The following is a 20019-nucleotide window of genomic DNA, read 5'->3' on the forward strand; positions in this document are numbered from 1 at the left end:
GATTCAGAGAGCTCCCGGCCGGACCTTGTTCCTCCGCGGCGCGGCGAGTGCCTTGTTGAAGAGCTTCGCGGCACCGGCAGTCAGCGAACCCGCGGTCAGGGGCGCTGTGGCTGTCGGCTGGTCCGGCAGCGGCGGATAGATCTTGTCAGCCTCGGCGCGCTTGCGGGCCACCAGCGCCGGGAGTTCATCGCGCAGCGAACCGCGGTTTTCAGGGATTCCGGGAGCGTCGCCGTCAAGCGCCAGCGACCAGCCACTGCCGAGGGCGGTCAGCGACTCGTGCTTGACGTCGTAGTACCCCTTCTTCATGCCGACTGCCATGCCCCGTGCCCCCGCCGACGCGGCCAGCAGGTGGAAATGGAACCGGCTGGTCACCCAGGTCTGGTCCCCGGAGAGGGGGAGGCCGTGGGCCCAGATATGCAGGAACGGCAGGAACCGTTCTTCCGGGATCAGGTCCGCCATCTGTTCGTAGGCAACGCGGTCGGCGCCCGGGATGGCTTCAACGTAATAGGCGTTCGTTCCCTCGCTAGCGGCCTTTTCGACGGCGGTCCTCGCCAGTTCCACCGCGGTCCCGAACCGCTCGGGGTCGGCGGTGTCGCTCTGGATGCAGACGTAGAGGCCGGGTTCGGCCGTCGAGCGGGCCAGTTCGGCGGTGAGGCCGAGGAAGGCATCGTCCAGTTCCTGGCTGATGCCGTAGGCGCGGGCGCCGGCTTCGTCCCTGGCTGCTGCGTGCGCGAAGTCCTGGAACAGGGGCATCTCGGCAGGCGCCGAGGTGAGTTCGGGCATGAGTCCCTGGCCGGTGGCAATCAGCCGGGCGCCCGTGATGGCGTGGACGGCACGCATGGCAACTACCAGTCCGGCGTGGTGGGACCAGTTCTCATTGATGAAGCCGCCCCCGATGAGGTGCAGGGACTGAGCTTCGCGCAGCTTGAGGAGGCCCAGATCGTAGGAGGGGGAGCCGAGGCGAGTGACCCGGGCCCTGATGACCTCCGCCGCTTCGTCCAGCGGCATTTCAGCGGTCTCGTGCACCAGCCGCCACAGTGTGTTGGTGACGCGCAGGCGCGGATGCAGCCCATCGAAGAGGACCTGCGCCAGGCCAGGCTGGGGGCAGTCCAGCCAGACATCGGCGTCGGGCCGCACCTCGGCAAGATGCTTGAGCCATGCCGCGGCGATGAACTCGTCGCCGAAATTGGGGTTGCCCGAAGGGCCGATCAGATAAAGAGGACCCGACTGCATGCTGTTGACTATATCTTCCCGCCGGCGCGGAGCGCGCCTCGGCGGCCGCACCGGCTCTTAACGCAGGGAACCCCGCCGCGGTTGTGAGCGGGTCACTGTGCCGTGGCGGGGTTCCGTGGTGTTTTGTCCGGTGCTGTTAGCCGATTTTGTTGGCGGCTTCGGCGTCGGAGAGGGGTGCTGCGCCGAGGTTGGCGCGGAGTTTGGCGCCGAGTTCGGCGTCGACGTTGGTCCAGTACTGGATGGCGCGTTCCTTGATGCCGGGGCTCTTCACGCCGCCCACGGCGCCGGTGATGGTGTCCAGGAAGCGGGCCTTTTCGGCGTCGTTGTAGACCTCGCGGTAGAGGGTGCCGGCCTGGCCGAAGTCGCTGTCCTGGGCGTGCAGGGAGTGCGCGGCGTGGGTGAGTTCGCCGTCGTTTTCCCAGCCGCCGGCCGGGGACTGCGGTTCCACGGCGGCCGGGCCGCCGACGGTGTTCGGGGCGTAGACCGGAACGGAGGGGGCGTTGAACAGGTAGCGTCCGGCGCCGTCCTGGCTGTAGTTGTTGACCGGGCTCTTGGGCTGGTTCACCGGGATCTGGGCGTGGTTGGTGCCCACCCGGTAGCGGTGCGCGTCGGCGTAGGAGAAGATCCGGGCCTGGAGCATCTTGTCCGGGGACGCGGCGATGCCGGGCACGAAGTTCGACGGGGCGAAGGTGGCCTGTTCGATCTGCGCGAAGTAGTTTTCCGGGTTCCGGTTCAGTTCCATGGTGCCGACCTTGATCAGCGGGTAGTCCGCGTGCGGCCAGACCTTGGTCAGGTCGAACGGGTTGAACCGGTAGGTCTTGGCGTCCTCGTAGGGCATGACCTGCACGTGCAGGTCCCAGGAGGGCAGGTTCCCGGCTTCGATGTTTTCGTGCAGGTCGCGGATGTAGAAGTCCGCGTCCGAGCCGGCGAGGGCCTCGGCTTCTTCGCCGGTGATGTTCTTCACGCCCTGGTTGGAGCGGAAGTGGTACTTGACCCAGAACCGTTCGCCTTCGGCGTTGATCCACTGGTAGGTGTGTGAGCCGTAGCCCTGCATTTCGCGCCAGGACGCGGGCAGGCCGCGGTCACCCATCAGCCAGGTGACCTGGTGGGCGGATTCGGGGGACAGGGTCCAGAAGTCCCACTGCATGTCCGCGTCGCGCAGGTGCGTGCCGGGCAGGCGCTTCTGGGAGTGGATGAAGTCCGGGAACTTGATCCCGTCGCGGATGAAGAACACCGGGGTGTTGTTGCCCACGAGGTCGTAGTTGCCCTCAGAAGTGTAGAACTTCACCGCGAAACCGCGCGGGTCCCGCCAGGTGTCGGGGGAGCCGTTCTCGCCGGCGACGGAGGAGAAACGGATCAGCATCTCGGTCTCGGCACCGGGCTGCAGGAACGCGGCCTTGGTGTACTTGGAGATGTCCTCGGTGGTCTTGAACGTGCCGAACGCGCCGCCGCCCTTGGCGTGGACCACGCGCTCCGGGACCCGCTCACGGTTGAACTGCGCGAGCTTTTCCACCAGGTAGTGGTCCGTGAGGATGATCGCGCCGTCAGCACCGACAGACTTCGAATGCGAATCCGAGGTCACAGGCGCACCCGACTGCGTGGTCGACACAGCAGGCGCAGAGATGTTCAAAGTCATCTTTCTCCTAATTACTTGATTACTTGCCATTTACGTTTGCAGGAAGCTTTTGGGCCCGCTGGCACTCTCCGCAGATCCCCTGGTACATGACATCCGCGATCTGGATGGTCATGGGCTGGGAATCCTCGTTCCAGTGCGGTGTCAGGCACGGGGCATGGCCGACGGCACAGTCGACGTCCTCCACCCGGCCGCAGCTGATGCAGATCGCGTGATGGTGATTGTCGCCCACCCGCGTCTCATACAGTGCTGGCGAATGCGGAGGCTCAAAACGGCGCAGCATTTGCAGGTCCGTCAAATCACCCAGCACCACGTACACGGACTGCGCCGTCAGTTCCGGCAGTTCCTCGCGGGCAGCCGCCAGGATGTTTTCCGCCGGGGAGTGCGGGTGGTGTTCGACGGCGGCCAGCACTGCCAGCCGCTGCTTGGTCACCCGTCGGCCGTGGGCGCGCAGGGCCGCGGCCCATGCTTCATGGCTTTCCGGGTGATCGGTCATGACTCCATTGAAGCACTTATTTTGACTAGATCACAATAAGGTGAGGCTAAGTTCCTCCTGAGGCTAAAGTTGCCGGGTGGGAAAACTTCTGGCTGACATCACTCCGCTGCGCGAAAGCCCTGATTTCCGCCGGCTGTGGATTGGTTCGGCGGTCTCCAACATCGGCAGCCAGCTCACCCTCGTGGCGGTGGGCCTCGAGGTGTACCGGCTCACCCAGGACAGCCTGTACGTCGGCCTGCTCAGCATCTTTGCCCTGGTTCCGCTGGTGTTCGGCGGTCTGCTCGGCGGCTCCATCGCCGACTCCCACGACCGCCGCACCGTGGCCCTGCTGTCGTCCGGGGTGCTGTGGCTGACCACCGGCGGACTCGCCCTTCAGGCCTGGCTGGAGGTGGGCAGTGTGTGGCTGCTGTACGGGCTGGTGGCCGTGCAGAGCGGAGCGCAGGCGATCAACCAGCCGGCGCGCAGCGCCATCATTCCCGCGCTGCTGCGCAAAGAGCTCCTGCCGGCCGCCAACGCACTGAACATGGTGACGTTCGGCCTGTCCATGACGGCGGGGCCGCTGCTGGCCGGCGTCCTGGTGGCCAGTGTCGGCTTCGGCTGGACGTACACACTGGACGCCGTCAGTTTCGTCTTTGCCTTCTGGGCGCTGCTGAAGCTTCCTCCCATGCCGCCGGGGGAGGAGGCGGGGCGTGCCGGGCTGCGGTCCGTCGTCGAGGGTTTCCGGTTTCTGGGCACGCGGCCCAACCTGCGGATGACGTTCATCCTTGACCTGATTGCGATGATCCTGGCCCAGCCGCGGGCGCTGCTGCCCGCCGTCGGAGCCCTCATGATCGGCGGCGGGGAAACAACGGTGGGTATTCTGCTGGCCTCCGTGGCGGTGGGCGCCTTCCTCGCCGGCCTCTTTTCCGGGCCGCTCGGCGCGATCCGGCGGCAGGGAAGCGCAGTGGTGTGGTCCGTCATGGGCTGGGGTGCGTCCATCGCCGGGTTCGGCCTGGTGGTGGTGCTGGCCGGGCGGTCCGGGTCCGAAGGAGTGACCCTGTGGCTGATTCCGGCGGCCCTCTGCTGCGCCCTGGCGGGAATCTCCGACTCGATCAGCGCCGTCTTCCGCACCACCATCCTGCAGGCCGCGACCCCCGACCACCTGCGCGGCCGCCTGCAGGGCGTCTTCATTGTGGTGGTTGCCGGAGGCCCCCGGCTTGGCGACATGCTGGCCGGTGGCGGCACTAAAATTCTGAGTGAGGGCTGGGTCCTGCTGCTCGGCGGCGTCCTGTGCATCGTCGTGGCCTGGGCGGTGGCGCGGTGGCAGTCCGGCTTTATGAAGTACGACGCGCGGAATCCGGTTCCGTAGGGAGGTGCCGGTCCGTCTTCTGAGCTGCGGGAGGCAAGAGTGCACAATCACCACAACGGACTGAAAACGGCGGCGCTGTTCGGCGTGCTGTGGGCGATCCTGCTGGGCCTGGGAGCGCTCATTGCCGCCAACACCCGCAGCTCCACCCCGATCCTGATCATGGCACTGATCGGCGTGGGGACCACGGCCTACGGTTACTGGAACAGTGACAAGATCGCGCTCCGGTCCATGCAGGCTTATCCCGTCTCCGAAGGGCAGGCGCCGCAGCTGTACCAGATGGTCAGGGAGCTCTCTGCCCGCGCCAACCAGCCCATGCCGCGGATCTACGTCTCGCCCACCATGGCGCCCAACGCCTTCGCCACGGGGCGGAACCCGCAAAACGCGGCCGTCTGCTGCACGGAAGGGATCCTGCAGCTGCTCACCCTGCGGGAACTGCGGGGCGTCCTCGGCCATGAGCTCATGCACGTCTACAACCGCGACATCCTGACCTCGTCCGTGGCCGCTGCGGTGGCGGGAGTCATCACGTCGGTGGGGCAGATGCTGCTGTTCTTTGGCGGCGGGGACCGACGGAATTCGAATCCGCTGGCGCTCATCGCCATGGCGCTGCTGGCACCGCTGGCAGCATCACTGATCCAGGTGGCCATCTCCCGCACGCGCGAGTACGACGCCGACGAGGACGGTTCGCAGCTAACCGGCGATCCGCTGGCCCTCGCCTCCGCCCTGCACAAGATCCACCAGGGCGTCCAGGCGGCGCCGCTTCCGCAGGACCAGCGGTTGGTCAACGCCTCGCACCTGATGATCGCCAACCCGTTCCGGGGCGGCGGGCTCAGCAAGCTCTTCGCGACGCACCCGCCGATGCAGGACCGCATCAGCCGCCTGGAGCGAATGGCGGGCCGGCCGCTCAGGTAAGGGCCGCCGTCGTACTTGCCGCTCTGTGGCACCCGCCGCACCCTGCGACGCGCACAATTTTCTGCGACGCGCACAATCCCTGGCGCGGCCGGAATACCTGCAGCGGGTGGGAATTTGCGCGTCGCCTGGCAAGGCAGGCCGCGTCAGAGAGACCGGGCGTAACAGACGGACAGCGGCTCGCCGGCGTAAGGCCCGAAATTGTCGATGGGCCGGTAGCCCTCACGCTCGTAAAAACGGATAGCGTCAGGCTGGGCTGTGCCGGTTTCCAGTTTGAGCTCGGCCAGGCCCAGGCGGGCGGCCTCGGCCTCCAGGCTTCGCAGGACGGCCGTGGCCGCGCCGCTTCCGCGGTGGTCCGGCAGCACGAACATCCGCTTGATTTCCGCGGACCGGGAGTCCAGCTGGCGCAGGGCGCCGCACGCAACGGCTATGCCCTCGCGGTTGCGGGCCACCAGGAACACGCTGATGTCCTCGGCGCTCGGCGCGGATCCGGGCTCGTGGTCGTCGCTGCCGTAACGGGCATCGAGTTCGGCGCGCTGCATGCTGCGGAGCGCGGCGCCGTCCTCGGCGTCCCACGGCTCAGGGGTAACCGCGAAGTTCATGTCCTGTCCTTTCTCCGCGACACGGAAAATTGCCTGTGACGCGCTAATGGGCCGGCGACACCTGAATTCCAGTGTCGCCGGCCCATTAGCGCGTCGGCAGACCGGTAGCGCGTCGCCAGACCCGTTCCGCTAGCTGCGGAAGTTCACGAACTGCAGGTCGGCCTCGTCGAAGTCCTTCAGCAGCGCCATGGTGGCCTGGAGGTCGTCGCGGGACTTGGACGAGACGCGGAGCTCATCGCCCTGGATCTGCGACTTGACGGACTTCGGTCCCTCGTCGCGGATGAGCTTGTTGATCTTCTTGGCGAGGTCCTGCGCGATGCCTTCCTTGATGGAGGCCTCCAGCCGGAATTCCTTGCCGGACGCGTACGGTTCGCCGGTGTCCAGGGACTTGAGGGAGATGCCGCGGCGGATCAGCTTGGACTGCAGCACGTCCAGCACGGCCAGGACGCGCTCCTCGGAGTTCGCCTTCATCAGGATCTTCTCGCCGCTGAAGTCGACCTCGGCACCCACGCCCTTGAAGTCGTAGCGCTGGGCGAGTTCCTTTTGCGCCTGGTTCAGCGCGTTGGCCACCTCCTGCTTGTCTACCTTGCTTACGACGTCGAATGTGGACTCGCCTGCCATGACTCTCCTTTGCTGGTGCGTGCGTCGCCCGGGCGGTGACGCTCCGGGCAGGGTAGGGATATCTGGATTCCAGCGTAGTACGGATGGCGGGGAAGTGAAGGTGGGCGGCATTCACAGTTCACTCATAGCCAAGTCAGGGCGGGAACGAAGCTTCGGTGCCCAGAGTTGTAGCAGTTGGAAGCCGCTCGGAAGGAAAGCAATGACCCACAAGGCCGTCCGCTACGTCACCAAGTCCACCGCGGCAGCCGCCGGGACCATCGCCACCGCTGCCTCCTCCGTGGCGGCCGCTGCCGTGGCCGCATCCATCATCCTCAGCCCCGTAGCCGACGCCTCGACCCGGCTGGAGGGAGTGCAGGCGGACCTCCAGCGGGCTGTGCAGCTCAACCAGATCACCGAGGAGCAGGCGCTGCGGTTCCAGGCCAGGCTCGCCGGCCGGATCCTCGGCGAAGCCTGATTTCGCGGGCTTTTCGGGCTCGGCGGCCCTCGATTCGATTCTTGGGCAGAAGTTCTGTAAGGTTGTCTTGCCCGCGGGGATGGAAACAAAACCGGGGTGATCTTCTTTTGAAGTTCGGCAGATTACCCGAGCGGCCAAAGGGGGCTGACTGTAAATCAGCTGGCAACGCCTACGGGGGTTCGAATCCCTCATCTGCCACATTGTGAAAGGCCTCCGGAACCTACTGGTTCCGGAGGCCTTTTGCTTGCCGGTCCTGCTTTCTTGGGTTCCGCAGACCTAGGGAGCAGGATCGCGCCGTAGCTCGGCGATCTCGCGCCGGAGGGCGGCAACCTCGGCTGCCAGTTCGCTCACCTCCGTCAGTACCGGCTCCTCGGCCGACTCGGCCGCTGCCACCGTTGTCTCTTCGACCCGGCGCACCAGCCACGAGGCAATGGCGGCCGTCACCACGCCCAGAACCGCAATGCCGCTCATCATCAGCGCCGCCGCCACGAGGCGGCCGAGCCCAGTCACCGGGTACATATCGCCGTAGCCCACCGTGGTGATGGTGGCCACGGCCCACCACACGGCGTCGCCGAACGTGAGGATCTTGGCATCCGGAGCGGACTGCTCGACGTCGAGAACGGCCAGGGCGCCGACGAACACCAGCAGGGCTGCGGAGGCGGCCACGTAGGTCACCACCCTGCCCCGCAGCGTTTCACCCACGGTCCGGTGGAGCACCGACAGCAGGGTCACCAGGCGGAGCAGCCGCAGGGGGCGGAAGAACGGCAGGGCAACGATCAGCAGTTCGTGCAGGTTCCGCACAAACCAGCGCCAGCGGTCTTCTGCCAGCCACAGGTTGGCCGCATAGTCCAGCACGAAAATGCCCCACGTGGTCCACATGGTGGCCTCGAGCCACTCGGCTCCGCGGCCTTCCATCCTGCCGATCACCTGCCACGCGTACGCCGCCAGGAACACGATGGCCGTCCCCATTAGCGGCCATTCGGCAAGGTCCCGGTAGCGTTGCTGAGTCATGGGCATGATCTTACGGGCGGGGCCGGAGCAGCCGCGCCCGTTCCCGGCCGGGAATTCCTGGTGTCCCGGCCGGTCCCGAACCCGTCGCGGAATCCGGTCAGTTCAGCGCTATGACGAGCATCTGGGTGGTGCCGGGGATGCAGGTCTGCAGGACCGCCCGGGGGAAGCCGCCGAACACTGCAGCGACATGATTGGTGGTCCCGGGGTTCGGCACCTGGCCGCGGGCCGATACCAGGTAGGAGCCGTAGCCCGGAATGTCCACACGCTCACCGACACCGATTCCGGAGAAGCGCGCCCAGCCGCCGCAGAAATCGTGCTCCGTGATGAAGAGCGAGTACCCGTCGGTGGGCGTGAAATGGATGGGCCCGATGCAGGCGTCCACCATCGCCTGGCCGCCGGCGCCGGCCACGTAGATGGTCCGTACGGCCGGGGCTGGAGCAGGAGCCGGCGCAGGTGCCGGCGCTGGCGCGGGTGCAGGAGCAGGAACAAGCGCGGGAGCCTGTGCGGGCGCCGACACCGCGGGTCCGGTCAGCTTGAGCGTCTGGCCGGGAAAGATGACAGAGCTGGGTCCAAGGCCGTTGGCTGCGAGCATCCCCGCGGTGCTGACGTTGAAGCGTGCTGCAATCGAACTGACCGTGTCGCCGGCAACCACCCGGTATGTTGTCGGCTTCGGCGCAGCTTTGCGGACGACTGCCGTTTTCGCCGGCGCCTTGGCGGCGGTTGGTGCTTTGGCGGCTGCCTTCGATGCCGGCTTGGGCGCGGTCTTCACGGGTGCCTTCGCCGCAGGCGCCGCGGTTGCAGGTGCCGCCAGGGCCTTCGCCGGCGTATTGGCCGCCGGCGCCGCTGCTGCGGAGGGGGCCGAGGGTGCTGTCTGTTCGACGGCGACAAGCTGGCCGACGGCGGCGGCCGAGTTCCCGCCGTCGGACGCTACCAGGGCACTGACGCCCGCGGAGGCCGCCAACAGGGCGGCGGATACCGCGGCGGAAATGACCAGTAGCCGGGCGGCCGGCCTTCCGGCCAGCGGTCCATGCCGCCCTGAAGCAGGTTCGGCGAAGCTGTTGTGGCCAGAGGTATCGGGGGGATCTGGCGTCTCCTGTTGGTTCATGGCGGACCTTTGCGTGATGCGCAGGCGGATGTCCGGGTGCGCGGCGGACGGTGACGCGCAGACACAGGAGTCGCTCGGGCCCACGGGGGCAGAAGCACGGCATATGGGGGCGCATGACCGCTATTCAGAAGTGGTGCACGCTCGCTAACGTGCCGGCCCCAGCCTGATTCGAGTGTAGGAAGCACCGGGCGGGCGGTGCACGAGTAGGAAATACTCGTTTTTCCGGGAGCAGGCACTTGTTTTCCGCAGAAGCCGCAGATTTTCCGGATGCCGGACGGCCCTGACGCCCCGGGCAACGGGTGTACTTCGGCCGGCATGGAATATTCCCGGTGACGCGGGGAGCGAACAAGACTCCGGGCCGCGGGACTTCCGGACACGGCTCGCGTACGGTTGAACCATGGCTACCGTTGACATCACAGGTGAACAGTTCGCATCGACCATCGAGGGCAATGACATTGTCCTGGTGGACTTCTGGGCCGAATGGTGCGGCCCCTGCCGCCAGTTCGCTCCCACGTTCTCCGCGGCGTCCGAGAAGCACCCGGACGTCGTCTTCGCGAAAGTGGACACCGAAGCCGAGCAGCAGCTCGCAGCGGAGGCAGGCATCTCCTCGATCCCCACGCTGATGGCATTCCGCGAGAAGGTGCTGGTGTTCTCGCAGCCCGGTGCACTGCCCGCCGCGCAGCTCGAGCAGGTCATCGACGCCGTCAAGGCCCTCGACATGGAGGAAGTCCACGCCCATGTGGCGCGCTCCCAGGCCGAGGCCGCCGCAGCGGCTAACAACGCCCCAGCCAAGAACGCCGGGCCGCAGGACGGCTCGCAGATCCCGGACTTCTAAGCGCTCTCTCTTAACCAGAAAACGCGGGGTCATTCTCTGACAGAGAATGACCCCGCGTTGTTCGTTGCCGAAAAACTAGAGGCGTTCCACCTTGACCGGTTCGGCCAGCAGCGCGCTGAGGGATTCATTCAGGTCCTGCAGGGCGATGCCCTTGGAGTGCGCGTCGAGGGCCTCTTCCGTCTCCCAGCGCTCAGTCAGGACCAGCTTCTCCTCCGTCGCCTCGGTGAGCTCGTACCGGATGCAGCCGGGCTCGTTGACTACCTCGTCGATGGCGATTTCCAGGGCGAGCTTCACACGGAAGAATTCGCCGTCGTTGGGGATGAACGTGGCCTGCAGGTCGATGGGTGCACTCATGGATTTCACAATACCGGCCCGCGGCAGTGCGCCCTGACCGGTTACGTCAAGCGGCCCCGTACTGCTTCTCTGGCATCCGCCCAGTTGATAGCGTGCCACCATGCGCGCTTACACCGCCGGGGACGCAGACGTCCCCCTGCTCGAGGAAACCATCGGCCAGAACTTTGAGCGCGTGGTGGCGCAGTTCCCGCTGCATGACGCGCTGATCGAAGCCGCCCCCGTGCCGGGCGCGGACGCCCGCCGCTGGAGCTACACCAAACTGAACGACGACGTCGACCGGCTGTCCCGCGGGCTCCTCGCCTTGGGCGTCGCGAAGGGTGAGCGGATCGGCATCTGGAGCCCGAACTGCGCGGAATGGACCATCCTGCAGTACGCCACCGCGAAGATCGGGGCGGTCCTGGTGAACGTGAACCCTTCGTACCGCAGCCACGAGCTGGAGTTCGTGGTGCAACAAAACGGCATGCGGATGCTGGTCACGGCACCCTCGGACCGGAACAGCGACTACGTGGGCATGGCCCGCCAGGCGCTCGCCGAATGCCCCGACCTCCGCGAGCTCGTGTTCCTGCCGGATTTCGGATTGGAGGGGCTCGACGCCGGCGTCCCCCTAAGTGAGCAGGAGCTCACCTACGCTGAGCTGCTGAAGCGGGCTGACGCCGTCGGGCATTCTGTCCTGCTGGCCCGCATGGCCGGCCTCGGTCCGCACGATCCCGTCAACCTGCAGTACACCTCCGGAACCACAGGCTTCCCCAAGGGCGCCACGCTGACGCACCACAACATCCTCAACAACGGGTACGCCATCGGCGAGCTGCTGGGGTACACCGAGCACGACCGGGTGGTGATTCCGGTGCCGTTCTACCACTGCTTCGGAATGGTGATCGGCAACCTGAACGCACTGAGCCACGGCGCCGCGACGATCATTCCGGGACGGGGCTTCACGCCGGCCGCCGCGCTGGAGGCCGTGCAGGATTTCGGCGGAACGTCGCTGTACGGGGTTCCCACCATGTTCATCGCCGAGCTCGTGCTGCCCGACCTCGCCTCGTACGACCTCTCCACGCTCCGCACCGGGGTGATGGCCGGCTCGCCGTGCCCCGTCGAGGTGATGAACCGGGTGATTTCCGAGATGAACATGAAGGACGTGGCCATCTGTTACGGCATGACGGAGACGTCGCCGGTGTCCACCATGACCCGCGCCGGCGACACCCTGGAGCAACGGACGGAAACCGTAGGACGCACCATGCCGCGGCTGGAAAGCAAGATCGTGGATCTGGCCGGGGAGGTCGTGGAGCGGGGCGAGATCGGTGAACTGTGTACCCGCGGCTACGCCGTGATGCAGGGGTACTGGAACCAGCCCGAGAAAACAGCCGAGGCCATCGATGCGGACGGCTGGATGCACACCGGGGACCTGGCGCGGATGGACGACGACGGGTACGTGGTGATCGAGGGCCGGATGAAGGACATGGTGATCCGCGGCGGCGAGAACATCTACCCGCGCGAGATCGAGGAGTTCCTCTACACGCACCCGTCCGTCCAGGACGTGCAGGTGATCGGAGTCCCGGACGCCAAGTACGGCGAGGAACTCATGGCCTGCGTCATCCTCAAGCCCGGGGCCGCGCCGCTGGACGCCGCCGCGGTGGCGGAGTTCTGCCGCGGAAAGCTGGCGCACTTCAAGGTGCCCCGCTACGTCGAGGTGCGGGACAGCTTCCCCATGACGGTGTCCGGCAAGATCCGCAAGGTGGAGATGCGCGAGGAAGCCGTCGCCCGCCTGGGTCTCTGAGCGCGAGCGTACAGTTGTGGCCCTTGGAAAGCGTTTCCCTGGGGCCCCAACTGTACGTTCGCGCCAGATCAGTGGGCGCGGTGGTCCTGGATGGTCATTCGCGGGCCGAAGGTGGGTTTCCGGAAGCCGCTCAGGCCAAGCATCCGGACCACCCGCTGCCGGTGCCCTGCCCACGGCTCCAGCAGCGCCAACATGCCGGCGTCGTCGGTGCGCCGTCCGGTCAGCGCCGCGCCCACATAGGCGGCCAGGTGGTAGTCGCCCACGGCGATGGAGTCCGGGCAGCCGTGCGTCCGCTGCACCACCTCCGCGGCCGTCCACACCCCGATCCCCGGGATGGTCTGCATCTTGGCGGCTGCCTCGGCCGCCGGCAGGGCAGCCAGGCGTTCAAGTGCGACGGCGGAACGCAGGGCGCGCATGACGGTCGCCGACCGCTGCGGGCCGACACCCGCCCGGTGCCATTCCCAGGACGGGACGCGCAGCCAGCCCTCGGCGGTGGGCCGGACCAGCAGCCCGGGAGGTGCGACGGTGCCGGCCCCGGGGGCGGGCGTTCCGTGCCGGTACATCAGATAGCGGAAACTCCGCCGCGCCTCGATGACGGTGACCTTCTGCTCCAAGATGGTGGGCACGAGGGAATCAACCATGCGCCCGGTGGACGGCAACCGGACGTCCGGGTTGCGGCGTCGGGCTTCGCGGACCATGCGGGGGAGCGTGGCGGCGAAGGAAGGCTCGTCGAACGCGGACCAGTCGTCGCCGGCACCGAGCAGCCGGGGAAGAGTTGCGAGGGCAGCACCGGAACCTGGACCCCAGGCCTGGGCATTGATGCAGGGGCCGCCGTCCGGCGCAGATCCGGCCCGGTCAGTCGGAGATCCGGCCCGGTCATCTGCAACTGTGAGCCGCAGTGTCACCGGGCCATCCGGCGTCGTAAACGCCATCCACAGCCCGTCCGGCCGCGAGGAGAAGGAGGGGTCACCGTTGCCGCGCATCAGGATTCCGAGGGTGCGGCGCAGGTCATACGGGCCGTCCGGATGCCACCTCAGGGACGCGTCCGCCGCGGCGGCAAGCCGGGCGGGGGCGTCAGCAATGGTCATGCATTCATCGTCCCACGCCGGACTGACAAAGCTGCCGCCCGTCCCGCCGGGAGGGTTTCCACCAGGCCCTTAACCGGGGATGGTGCCCGGACTACAATCCCGAGTGTGGCGCGGGTGGGCCGCGTCCCTTCCTTCGAGCTGTAGGTGATCGCAATGGGTGGAGTGGTGCATTTCGAAATCCCCGCGGACGACCAGGACCGCGCAAGAAACTTCTACAACCAGGCGCTCGGCTGGCGGATCGACCCCATGCCGGAGATGGATTACAACGTGGTGATCACCACCCCGATGGACGAAAACGGCCGGCCTACGGAGCCGGGCGCCATCAACGGCGGCATGATGGCCAGGGAGGGGGAGCTGACCACGCCAGTCATCACCGTGGACGTGGAGGACATCGATGCGACGCTGCGCACGGTCGAGCAGCTGGGCGGTTCGGTGGTGAAGCCTAAGGAGACCATCCCGGGCATGGGCCACTACGCCTACTTCAAGGACACTGAGGGGAACATCCTGGGGCTCTGGGAGAACCTGCCGGCAGATGCCGGCGGCGCCGCCGGCTGAGGCAAGCGGCCAACGTGGGCCGTGGCCGCGCGGGTGCCGCGGCCCAAGACGGTAAGTTGGTACCCATGAAGTACGCCCAGTCGGTCCTGGACCTCATCGGCAACACCCCGCTCATCAAGCTGAACCACGTCACGGAGGGCGTCAAGGCCACCGTCCTTGTGAAGCTGGAATACGTGAACCCCGGCGGATCCATCAAGGACCGCATCGCGGCGAAGATGGTTGAGGAAGCCGAACGCGACGGCAAGCTCAAGCCGGGCGGCACCATCATTGAACCCACCTCGGGGAACACCGGCGTGGGCCTGGCCCTGGTGGCGCAGCAAAAAGGCTACAAGTGCATCTTCGTGGTTCCGGACAAGGTGGGCGAGGACAAACGAGCGGTCCTGGAGGCCTACGGCGCCGAAGTGGTGGTGACGCCCACCGCCGTCGAACCTGACAGCCCCCAAAGCTACTACGGCGTTTCCGACCGCCTGGTCACCGAGATTCCCGGCGCCTACAAGCCGGACCAGTTCTCCAACCCCGCCGCGCCGCTGAGCCACTACGAGACCACCGGCCCCGAGATCTGGCGCGACACCGACGGCAAGGTGACGCACTGCGTCATCGGCGCCGGCACCGGCGGCACCATCACCGGCACCGGCCGGTACCTCAAGGAAGTCTCGGTGGACCGTCCGGAGTCCGAGGGCGGCCGGGTCAAGATCATCGGCGCCGACCCCGAAGGTTCGGTCTATTCCGGCGGGACGGGGCGCCCGTACTTCGTCGAGGGCGTCGGCGAGGACATGTGGCCGGGCAACTACGACAAGTCGGTCCCGGACCAGGTCCTCGCCGTCAGCGACGCGGACTCCTTCGCCATGACGCGGCGGCTTGCCCGCGAGGAGGGCCTGCTGGTGGGCGGCTCCTCCGGCATGGCCGTGGTGGCCGCGCTGCGCACCGCCAGGGACCTCCCCGAGGACGCAGTGGTGGTGGTGATCCTGCCCGACTCCGGCCGCGGTTACCTCGCCAAGATCTTCAACGACCAGTGGATGCGCTCCTACGGCTTCCTCTCGGGCGGCGAGGAGGCCTCCGTGGGCGAGGTCCTCAAGTCCAAGACGGGCGAACTGCCGGACCTGGTGCACATCCACCCGAACGAAACCGTCCGCGATGTCATCAACATCATGAACGAGTTCGGCGTCAGCCACATCCCCGTTCTGTCGGCGGAGCCGCCCGTGGTGATGGGCGAGGTGCTCGGCGCCGTGGATGAACGGTCCCTGACCGCCAAGCTGTTCCGCGGCGAGGCCAAGCTGACGGACAAGATCGCCGAGCACATGGGGGAGCGGCTGCCCGTGATCGGCTCGCTCGAAACCATCTCCGCCGCCCGCCAACTGCTCTCCGACGTCGACACCGTGATGGTGACATTCGTGGGCGCGCCCATCGGCATCCTGACCCGCCACGACCTCCTCGCCTACCTCAGCAACTGATCCCTACCTCAGCAACTGATCAAGGAGCCCCCATGCCTGAAGAGAACCAAGGATTCAACACCCGCGCCGTGCACGCCGGCCAGGCCTTCGAGCCGCGCACCGGCGCCGTCGTTCCGCCCCTGCACTTCAGCTCGACGTATGCCCAGGACGGCATCGGCGGGCTGCGGGACGGTTACGAATACGGCCGTGGCGGCAACCCCACCCGCGACTCACTGCAGGAACAGCTTGCCGCGCTTGAGGGCGGCACGCACGCCTTCTCCTTCAGCTCCGGGCTCGCGGCCGAGGACTCGCTGATCCGCGCGCTGATGCGTCCCGGCGACCACATCGTGCTCGGCAACGATGCCTACGGCGGCACCTACCGGCTGATCAGCCGCGTGCTGGGCGAGTGGGGGATCGGCAATACCCCCGTGGACATGGCCGACCTCGCGGCCGTTGAGGCGGCCGTCGCCGCCAACAAGACCCGCTTCGTCTGGGTGGAAACTCCGTCCAATCCGCTGATGAAGATCACCGACATCGAGGCGCTCGCCAAGGTGGCGCACGACGCCGGGGCCCTCCTGATCGTCGACAACACCTTCGCGTCGCCCTACCTGCAGACCCCGCTTGACCTGGGTGCCGACGTCGTGGTCCATTCCACCACCAAGTACATCGGCGGACACTCCGATGTGGTGGGCGGTGCGGTCGTGGTCAAGGACGCCGGCCTGGCTGAGAAGATCGGCTTCGTGCAGTTCGCCGTGGGCGCCGTCTCGGGCCCGATGGACGCCTTCCTCACCACTCGCGGACTGAAGACGCTGGGCGTCCGCATGGACCGGCACAGCGACAACGGCCAGGCCGTGGCGGAATGGCTGCTGGAACGGCCGGAGGTCGAAGCGGTCCTGTATCCAGGCCTGCCCTCGCACCCCGGCCATGAGCTGGCCAAAAAGCAGATGCGGAAGTTCGGGGGCATGGTCTCGGTCCAGTTCAAGGGCGGCGAGGCCGCTGCGCGCAAGGTGGCCGAATCGACGTCGGTCTTTACCCTCGCTGAATCGCTGGGCGGCATCGAGTCGCTCATGAACTACCCCTCCGAGATGACCCACGCCTCGGTCAAGGGCACCGAACTGGCTGTACCCGTTAACCTGATCCGGCTCTCCTGCGGCATCGAGGACGTCGAGGACCTCATCGCCGATCTCGAGCAAGCCTTCACGCACATCCAGTGACGGCCTCTCCGCAGACGCAGGAAGTCCCCGGTGCAGGGCCGGGGACCGGCAGCCCGGCGAGGGCACGGCGTGCCCTTGGATGGTTGGCGACGGCGGCCGGTGCGGTTGCCGCCGTCGTTGCCCTGAAGGTGCTGTACGCCCAGTACCCGCCGGACATGAACGACTTCGAGGTCTACTACTACGGCGGCACCAAGGTGCTGCAGACCGGCGAGACCGGCATTAACGAGCTGTATGCACCCCGGGACGGCCTGCCGTTCACGTATCCGCCGTTCGCTGCGCTGCTGTTCGCCGGCCTGGCCACCATGACGCTCGGCCAGAGCGGGCAGCTCTTCATTTGGGCCGCGCTGGGCGGCGCGGCGGTGGTGTCGGCATGGCTTGCCCGGCACTACTTCGAGATGACCCGCTGGCGCGACGCGTTTGCCGACTGGCGGTTCCGGACCGTGGCCCTGGCCGGGACGGGTGCGATCGTGCTGCTGGGCCCGTGGCGGGACACCTTCGTCTTCGGGCAGATCAACATCATTCTGATGGGCCTGATCCTGGCCGACTTCGCGCTGCATGGAAAATCCCGCGCGGGTGAGATCCGCTGGCCTGCCGGCCTGCTGATCGGCGTCGCCGCCGGCATCAAGCTGACCCCGCTCGCGTTCGGCCTGTACTTCCTGGTCCGCCGTGATTTCAAGGCCCTGGGCTGGATGGCGGCCGGCTTCCTCGGCTCCATCGCCGTGGCCTGGGCGGCGCTGCCCCATGCTTCTGCCATGTTCTGGGCCACAATCCTGCCCAACACCAGGCGCATCGGCGATCCGGGGTACGTGGACAACCTGTCGCTGAAGGGGCTGCTGCTCCACCTCGGACTGCCGGATTCGGGGTCCACCAGCCTGCTCTGGCTGGTGCTCGCGCTGGCCCTCGCCGGTCTCACTGCTCTGGTGATCAGGTGGGCGGTGGCGGTGGAGGAGAACTTCGTGGCAGTGTCTGCGACCGCGGTGCTCATGCTCCTGGTCAGTCCGGTGTCCTGGTCCCATCACTGGGTGTGGATCGCGGTGGCCCTGCCGTCGATGGCCTTCGCCATGCACCGCGTCCCTTCCCGGACCGGCCGCATGCGGCTGGCCGGCTGGCTGGTGGTGGCGGCGTCGGCCGTGGCCTTCTACCTCGCCCCCAAGGACCTCGCGATGGCGGCCGGCGCGGAGGTGTGGGGCGTGAACCCGCAGACGCAGTGGCCGTTGGTGGCCTCCAGCCTGGGCGTGGTCTGCGGCGTGGCGCTCCTGGCCTACTGGGCCGCCGCCTACCGGCCCTCGAGAACCGGGATCCGTTCGCGGCGCTAGCTTTCTTCAAGAAAGTCAGCTACGGTCGGAGCATGCCTCTCCGCTCCGACTGGTCCCAGCGCAACTGCAGCATGGCCCGTGGCCTGGACATTTTCGGCGACCCCTGGGGAATGCTGGTCCTCCGTGAGGTCTTCTTCGGCAACGGCCGCTTCGACGCGATGAAAACCCGCCTCCAGGTGGCCGACTCGGTCCTCACCCGGCGCCTGTCCGCCCTCGTCGAAGCGGGGCTGCTGTCCAGGCAGCCCTATGACGACGGCGGCCGCACCCGGCACGAATACGTCCTCACCGCCAAGGGCGAAGATGCGCTGCCGGTGCTGAACGCCGTCGTGCTCTGGTCGGAAAAGCACCTGCAGGCGCCGTCGGAGCAGGCACATGTGTACATCGTCCACGCAGCCTGCGGGCAGCGCACTTCATCCGCGGACACCTGCACGGAGTGCGGAGAACGGCTCACCGTGGAGAACACCAGCTGGCACAGCCTGACCCGCAGCGATGAGCCGATCCCGCTGGCGACGGCCCACAAGCACACCGAGACAACAGCCAACCGCGGACAAGGCGGCGGAGAAAAAGGAACGGGCGCATGAGCACCTCCGAAGAGCCCCGGGTTTTTGTACAGATATCGCGGCCTGAAGGGTCTTTAGAGGACGATATCTGGACAAAAACTCCAGAGGACAAGCCTAAGAAGCGGCGCCGGCTGCACCCGGCATGGACCGTTGCGGCAGTCGCGTTCCTGGCGCTGGTCGGGGCGGCCGGGTTCCGCGCCGCGCCCGGCGTGCTCATGGTGCCGCTGCAGCAGGAGTTCGGCTGGTCCACCACGGTGCTGTCGGCCGCGGTGAGCATCAACCTGGTGCTCTTCGGGCTGACGGCGCCCTTCGCCGCCGCCCTCATGGAACGGTTCGGCATTCGGGCCGTCACCGCCGTCGCCCTCGCGCTGATCGGCACCGGCAGTGCCCTGACGGTGCTGGTCAACCAGTCCTGGCAGATCCTCCTCACGTGGGGCCTGCTGATCGGGCTCGGCACCGGTTCCATGGCGCTGGTGTTCGCGGCGACCATCGCCAACACCTGGTTCACCAGGAGCCGGGGACTGGTGATCGGCATCCTCACCGCCGGCAGCGCCGCCGGACAGTTGGTCTTCCTGCCGTTCATCGCAGTGCTCGCCCAGGACCCGGGCTGGCGCCAGGCCTCGCTGCTCATCGCCGCCGGTGCCCTGGCAGTGGTTCCGCTGGTGCTGAAGTTCCTGAAAAACTCACCGTCCGACGCCGGGGTGTTGCCTTACGGTGCGGAGGAACCGTCCGCTGCCCCTGCAGAAAATGCGCCCGCCGTGGGAGCAGGAACGCCCGCCGAACCCCGCCGCAACGCCGCCGTCCGGGCACTGCTGGTGCTGCGGAGCGCCAGCCGGAACCGCACGTTCTGGGCGCTCGCTGCCGGATTCGCCATCTGCGGCGCCACGACGAACGGGCTGATCGGCACCCACTTCATCCCCTCCGCCCATGACCACGGCATGCCGGAGACAACAGCGGCCGGCCTGCTCGCCGTCGTCGGGATCTTCGACATCCTGGGCACCATCGCCTCCGGCTGGCTGACCGACCGGTTCAATCCGAGGATCCTGCTGGCCGTGTACTACCAGTTCCGCGGGATTGGGCTCCTGGTGCTCCCGCTGCTGCTGGGCTCCTCGGTCCAGCCGAGCATGATCGTGTTCGTGGTGATTTACGGCCTCGACTGGGTGGCCACGGTACCGCCCACCGCCGCGATCTGCCGCCAGGTGTTCGGCGCCGACGGCAGCGTGGTGTTCGGCTGGGTGTTTGCGGCGCACCAGTTGGGTGCCGCCGCGGCCGCCCTCGCAGCCGGGGCCATCCGGGACGCCACCGGCCACTACACGTACGCCTGGCTGGGGGCCGCCGCCATGTGCACCATCGCCGCGGTGATCAGTGCCACCATCCGCAAGGACGCCGGACGGCCGCAGCCCGCCGCGGTGGCTGCCGCTTCAGTAGACTAGCCGCTTCTGTAAACTGGGCGGGCGCCCCGGGGGAGGCTCCTGCAGGCGCAA

At 67.3% G+C, this 20019-nt stretch carries 20 protein-coding genes and 1 tRNA gene; 12 read left to right on the top strand and 9 right to left on the bottom strand.

The window, feature by feature from the left end; all coding sequences use genetic code 11:
* Nucleotides 1-3: 3 nt before the first annotated feature.
* The 3 genes from ACFTR6_RS19540 to ACFTR6_RS19550 form a co-directional block, all read right to left on the bottom strand.
* Complete coding sequence (locus ACFTR6_RS19540) at nt 4-1233, bottom strand: polysaccharide pyruvyl transferase family protein (RefSeq protein ID WP_377959146.1); 1230 nt, start codon at nt 1231-1233, stop codon at nt 4-6.
* A gap of 136 nt (nt 1234-1369) precedes the next feature.
* The gene (locus tag ACFTR6_RS19545) at nt 1370-2869 is read right to left on the bottom strand and encodes a catalase (protein WP_377959147.1); all 1500 of its coding nucleotides are present in this window, start codon (nt 2867-2869) and stop codon (nt 1370-1372) included.
* Between the two features lie 19 nt (nt 2870-2888).
* Complete coding sequence (locus ACFTR6_RS19550) at nt 2889-3362, bottom strand: Fur family transcriptional regulator (protein WP_076801058.1); 474 nt, start codon at nt 3360-3362, stop codon at nt 2889-2891.
* Between the two features lie 76 nt (nt 3363-3438).
* Between ACFTR6_RS19550 and ACFTR6_RS19555 the strand changes: the two genes are divergently transcribed.
* Nucleotides 3439-4710: an MFS transporter gene (locus tag ACFTR6_RS19555; RefSeq protein WP_377959148.1), complete on the top strand. Its 1272-nt coding sequence runs from the start codon at nt 3439-3441 to the stop codon at nt 4708-4710.
* Nucleotides 4711-4749: 39 nt separating this feature from the next.
* Nucleotides 4750-5619: a zinc metalloprotease HtpX gene (gene htpX, locus ACFTR6_RS19560; protein ID WP_377959149.1), complete on the top strand. Its 870-nt coding sequence runs from the start codon at nt 4750-4752 to the stop codon at nt 5617-5619.
* 143 nt (nt 5620-5762) lie between these two features.
* Here the strand turns inward: htpX and ACFTR6_RS19565 are convergent, their stop codons facing one another.
* Both ACFTR6_RS19565 and ACFTR6_RS19570 read right to left on the bottom strand, forming a co-directional pair.
* Complete coding sequence (locus tag ACFTR6_RS19565; RefSeq protein ID WP_377959150.1) at nt 5763-6218, bottom strand: GNAT family N-acetyltransferase; 456 nt, start codon at nt 6216-6218, stop codon at nt 5763-5765.
* 129 nt (nt 6219-6347) lie between these two features.
* Nucleotides 6348-6839, bottom strand: coding sequence for a YajQ family cyclic di-GMP-binding protein (locus tag ACFTR6_RS19570; protein WP_076801068.1), 492 nt, complete (start codon nt 6837-6839; stop codon nt 6348-6350).
* A gap of 199 nt (nt 6840-7038) precedes the next feature.
* Here ACFTR6_RS19570 and ACFTR6_RS19575 point away from each other — a divergent pair, with 199 nt between their 5' ends.
* Together ACFTR6_RS19575 and ACFTR6_RS19580 are read left to right on the top strand one after the other, a co-directional pair.
* A complete protein-coding gene (locus ACFTR6_RS19575; protein ID WP_377959151.1) occupies nt 7039-7293 on the top strand; it encodes a hypothetical protein in 255 nt (84 codons plus the stop codon).
* Between the two features lie 116 nt (nt 7294-7409).
* Nucleotides 7410-7491 (top strand) — tRNA-Tyr (locus ACFTR6_RS19580).
* Between the two features lie 78 nt (nt 7492-7569).
* Here the strand turns inward: ACFTR6_RS19580 and ACFTR6_RS19585 are convergent.
* A complete protein-coding gene (locus ACFTR6_RS19585; protein WP_377959152.1) occupies nt 7570-8304 on the bottom strand; it encodes a potassium channel family protein in 735 nt (244 codons plus the stop codon).
* 97 nt (nt 8305-8401) lie between these two features.
* Nucleotides 8402-9409 carry a LysM peptidoglycan-binding domain-containing protein gene (locus tag ACFTR6_RS19590; protein WP_377959153.1) on the bottom strand — a complete coding sequence of 336 codons (1008 nt, stop codon included), beginning with the start codon at nt 9407-9409 and terminating at the stop codon, nt 8402-8404.
* A gap of 397 nt (nt 9410-9806) precedes the next feature.
* Here ACFTR6_RS19590 and trxA point away from each other — a divergent pair, with 397 nt between their 5' ends.
* Entirely contained in the window at nt 9807-10244 is a 438-nt protein-coding gene (gene trxA / locus ACFTR6_RS19595; RefSeq protein ID WP_377959154.1) for a thioredoxin, read from the top strand.
* A gap of 75 nt (nt 10245-10319) precedes the next feature.
* Here trxA and ACFTR6_RS19600 read toward each other — a convergent pair whose 3' ends face one another.
* Nucleotides 10320-10598, bottom strand: a complete 279-nt coding sequence (locus tag ACFTR6_RS19600) for a putative quinol monooxygenase (protein WP_377959155.1) — start codon at nt 10596-10598, stop codon at nt 10320-10322.
* A gap of 100 nt (nt 10599-10698) precedes the next feature.
* Between ACFTR6_RS19600 and ACFTR6_RS19605 the strand changes: the two genes are divergently transcribed.
* Nucleotides 10699-12372, top strand: coding sequence for an AMP-binding protein (locus ACFTR6_RS19605; protein ID WP_377959156.1), 1674 nt, complete (start codon nt 10699-10701; stop codon nt 12370-12372).
* Nucleotides 12373-12440: 68 nt separating this feature from the next.
* On the opposite strand, the gene ACFTR6_RS19610 is transcribed toward ACFTR6_RS19605, so the two are convergent.
* Nucleotides 12441-13460: a DNA-3-methyladenine glycosylase family protein gene (locus ACFTR6_RS19610; protein ID WP_377959157.1), complete on the bottom strand. Its 1020-nt coding sequence runs from the start codon at nt 13458-13460 to the stop codon at nt 12441-12443.
* Nucleotides 13461-13613: 153 nt separating this feature from the next.
* Here ACFTR6_RS19610 and ACFTR6_RS19615 point away from each other — a divergent pair, with 153 nt between their 5' ends.
* The 6 genes from ACFTR6_RS19615 (at nt 13614) to ACFTR6_RS19640 (ending at nt 19968) form a co-directional block, all read left to right on the top strand.
* The gene (locus ACFTR6_RS19615; protein ID WP_076801084.1) at nt 13614-14015 is read left to right on the top strand and encodes a VOC family protein; all 402 of its coding nucleotides are present in this window, start codon (nt 13614-13616) and stop codon (nt 14013-14015) included.
* Nucleotides 14016-14080: 65 nt separating this feature from the next.
* The gene (locus ACFTR6_RS19620; RefSeq protein WP_377959158.1) at nt 14081-15466 is read left to right on the top strand and encodes a cystathionine beta-synthase; all 1386 of its coding nucleotides are present in this window, start codon (nt 14081-14083) and stop codon (nt 15464-15466) included.
* A gap of 32 nt (nt 15467-15498) precedes the next feature.
* Nucleotides 15499-16659: a cystathionine gamma-synthase gene (locus tag ACFTR6_RS19625; protein ID WP_076801087.1), complete on the top strand. Its 1161-nt coding sequence runs from the start codon at nt 15499-15501 to the stop codon at nt 16657-16659.
* Entirely contained in the window at nt 16656-17975 is a 1320-nt protein-coding gene (locus tag ACFTR6_RS19630; RefSeq protein WP_377959159.1) for a glycosyltransferase family 87 protein, read from the top strand. Before ACFTR6_RS19625 ends, ACFTR6_RS19630 begins: the two co-directional genes overlap by 4 nt.
* A 32-nt stretch (nt 17976-18007) precedes the next feature.
* Nucleotides 18008-18556: a winged helix-turn-helix transcriptional regulator gene (locus ACFTR6_RS19635; protein WP_377959160.1), complete on the top strand. Its 549-nt coding sequence runs from the start codon at nt 18008-18010 to the stop codon at nt 18554-18556.
* Nucleotides 18553-19968, top strand: a complete 1416-nt coding sequence (locus ACFTR6_RS19640; RefSeq protein ID WP_377959161.1) for an MFS transporter — start codon at nt 18553-18555, stop codon at nt 19966-19968. Before ACFTR6_RS19635 ends, ACFTR6_RS19640 begins: the two co-directional genes overlap by 4 nt.
* Nucleotides 19969-20019: the final 51 nt, after the last annotated feature.

The organism is Arthrobacter sp. NPDC057009, from assembly GCF_042673905.1.
Lineage (GTDB): Bacteria > Actinomycetota > Actinomycetes > Actinomycetales > Micrococcaceae > Arthrobacter.

Bases quoted from the DNA above. Each gene is read 5' to 3' on its own strand.
- ACFTR6_RS19540 (WP_377959146.1), bottom strand. From the start codon at position 1,233: ATGCAGTCGGGTCCTCTTTATCTGATCGGCCCTTCGGGCAACCCCAAT.
- ACFTR6_RS19545 (WP_377959147.1), bottom strand. From the start codon at position 2,869: ATGACTTTGAACATCTCTGCGCCTGCTGTGTCGACCACGCAGTCGGGT.
- ACFTR6_RS19550 (WP_076801058.1), bottom strand. From the start codon at position 3,362: ATGACCGATCACCCGGAAAGCCATGAAGCATGGGCCGCGGCCCTGCGC.
- ACFTR6_RS19565 (WP_377959150.1), bottom strand. From the start codon at position 6,218: ATGAACTTCGCGGTTACCCCTGAGCCGTGGGACGCCGAGGACGGCGCC.
- ACFTR6_RS19570 (WP_076801068.1), bottom strand. From the start codon at position 6,839: ATGGCAGGCGAGTCCACATTCGACGTCGTAAGCAAGGTAGACAAGCAG.
- ACFTR6_RS19575 (WP_377959151.1), top strand. From the start codon at position 7,039: ATGACCCACAAGGCCGTCCGCTACGTCACCAAGTCCACCGCGGCAGCC.
- ACFTR6_RS19585 (WP_377959152.1), bottom strand. From the start codon at position 8,304: ATGACTCAGCAACGCTACCGGGACCTTGCCGAATGGCCGCTAATGGGG.
- ACFTR6_RS19590 (WP_377959153.1), bottom strand. From the start codon at position 9,409: ATGAACCAACAGGAGACGCCAGATCCCCCCGATACCTCTGGCCACAAC.
- trxA (WP_377959154.1), top strand. From the start codon at position 9,807: ATGGCTACCGTTGACATCACAGGTGAACAGTTCGCATCGACCATCGAG.
- ACFTR6_RS19600 (WP_377959155.1), bottom strand. From the start codon at position 10,598: ATGAGTGCACCCATCGACCTGCAGGCCACGTTCATCCCCAACGACGGC.
- ACFTR6_RS19605 (WP_377959156.1), top strand. From the start codon at position 10,699: ATGCGCGCTTACACCGCCGGGGACGCAGACGTCCCCCTGCTCGAGGAA.
- ACFTR6_RS19610 (WP_377959157.1), bottom strand. From the start codon at position 13,460: ATGACCATTGCTGACGCCCCCGCCCGGCTTGCCGCCGCGGCGGACGCG.
- ACFTR6_RS19615 (WP_076801084.1), top strand. From the start codon at position 13,614: ATGGGTGGAGTGGTGCATTTCGAAATCCCCGCGGACGACCAGGACCGC.
- ACFTR6_RS19620 (WP_377959158.1), top strand. From the start codon at position 14,081: ATGAAGTACGCCCAGTCGGTCCTGGACCTCATCGGCAACACCCCGCTC.
- ACFTR6_RS19625 (WP_076801087.1), top strand. From the start codon at position 15,499: ATGCCTGAAGAGAACCAAGGATTCAACACCCGCGCCGTGCACGCCGGC.
- ACFTR6_RS19635 (WP_377959160.1), top strand. From the start codon at position 18,008: ATGCCTCTCCGCTCCGACTGGTCCCAGCGCAACTGCAGCATGGCCCGT.
- ACFTR6_RS19640 (WP_377959161.1), top strand. From the start codon at position 18,553: ATGAGCACCTCCGAAGAGCCCCGGGTTTTTGTACAGATATCGCGGCCT.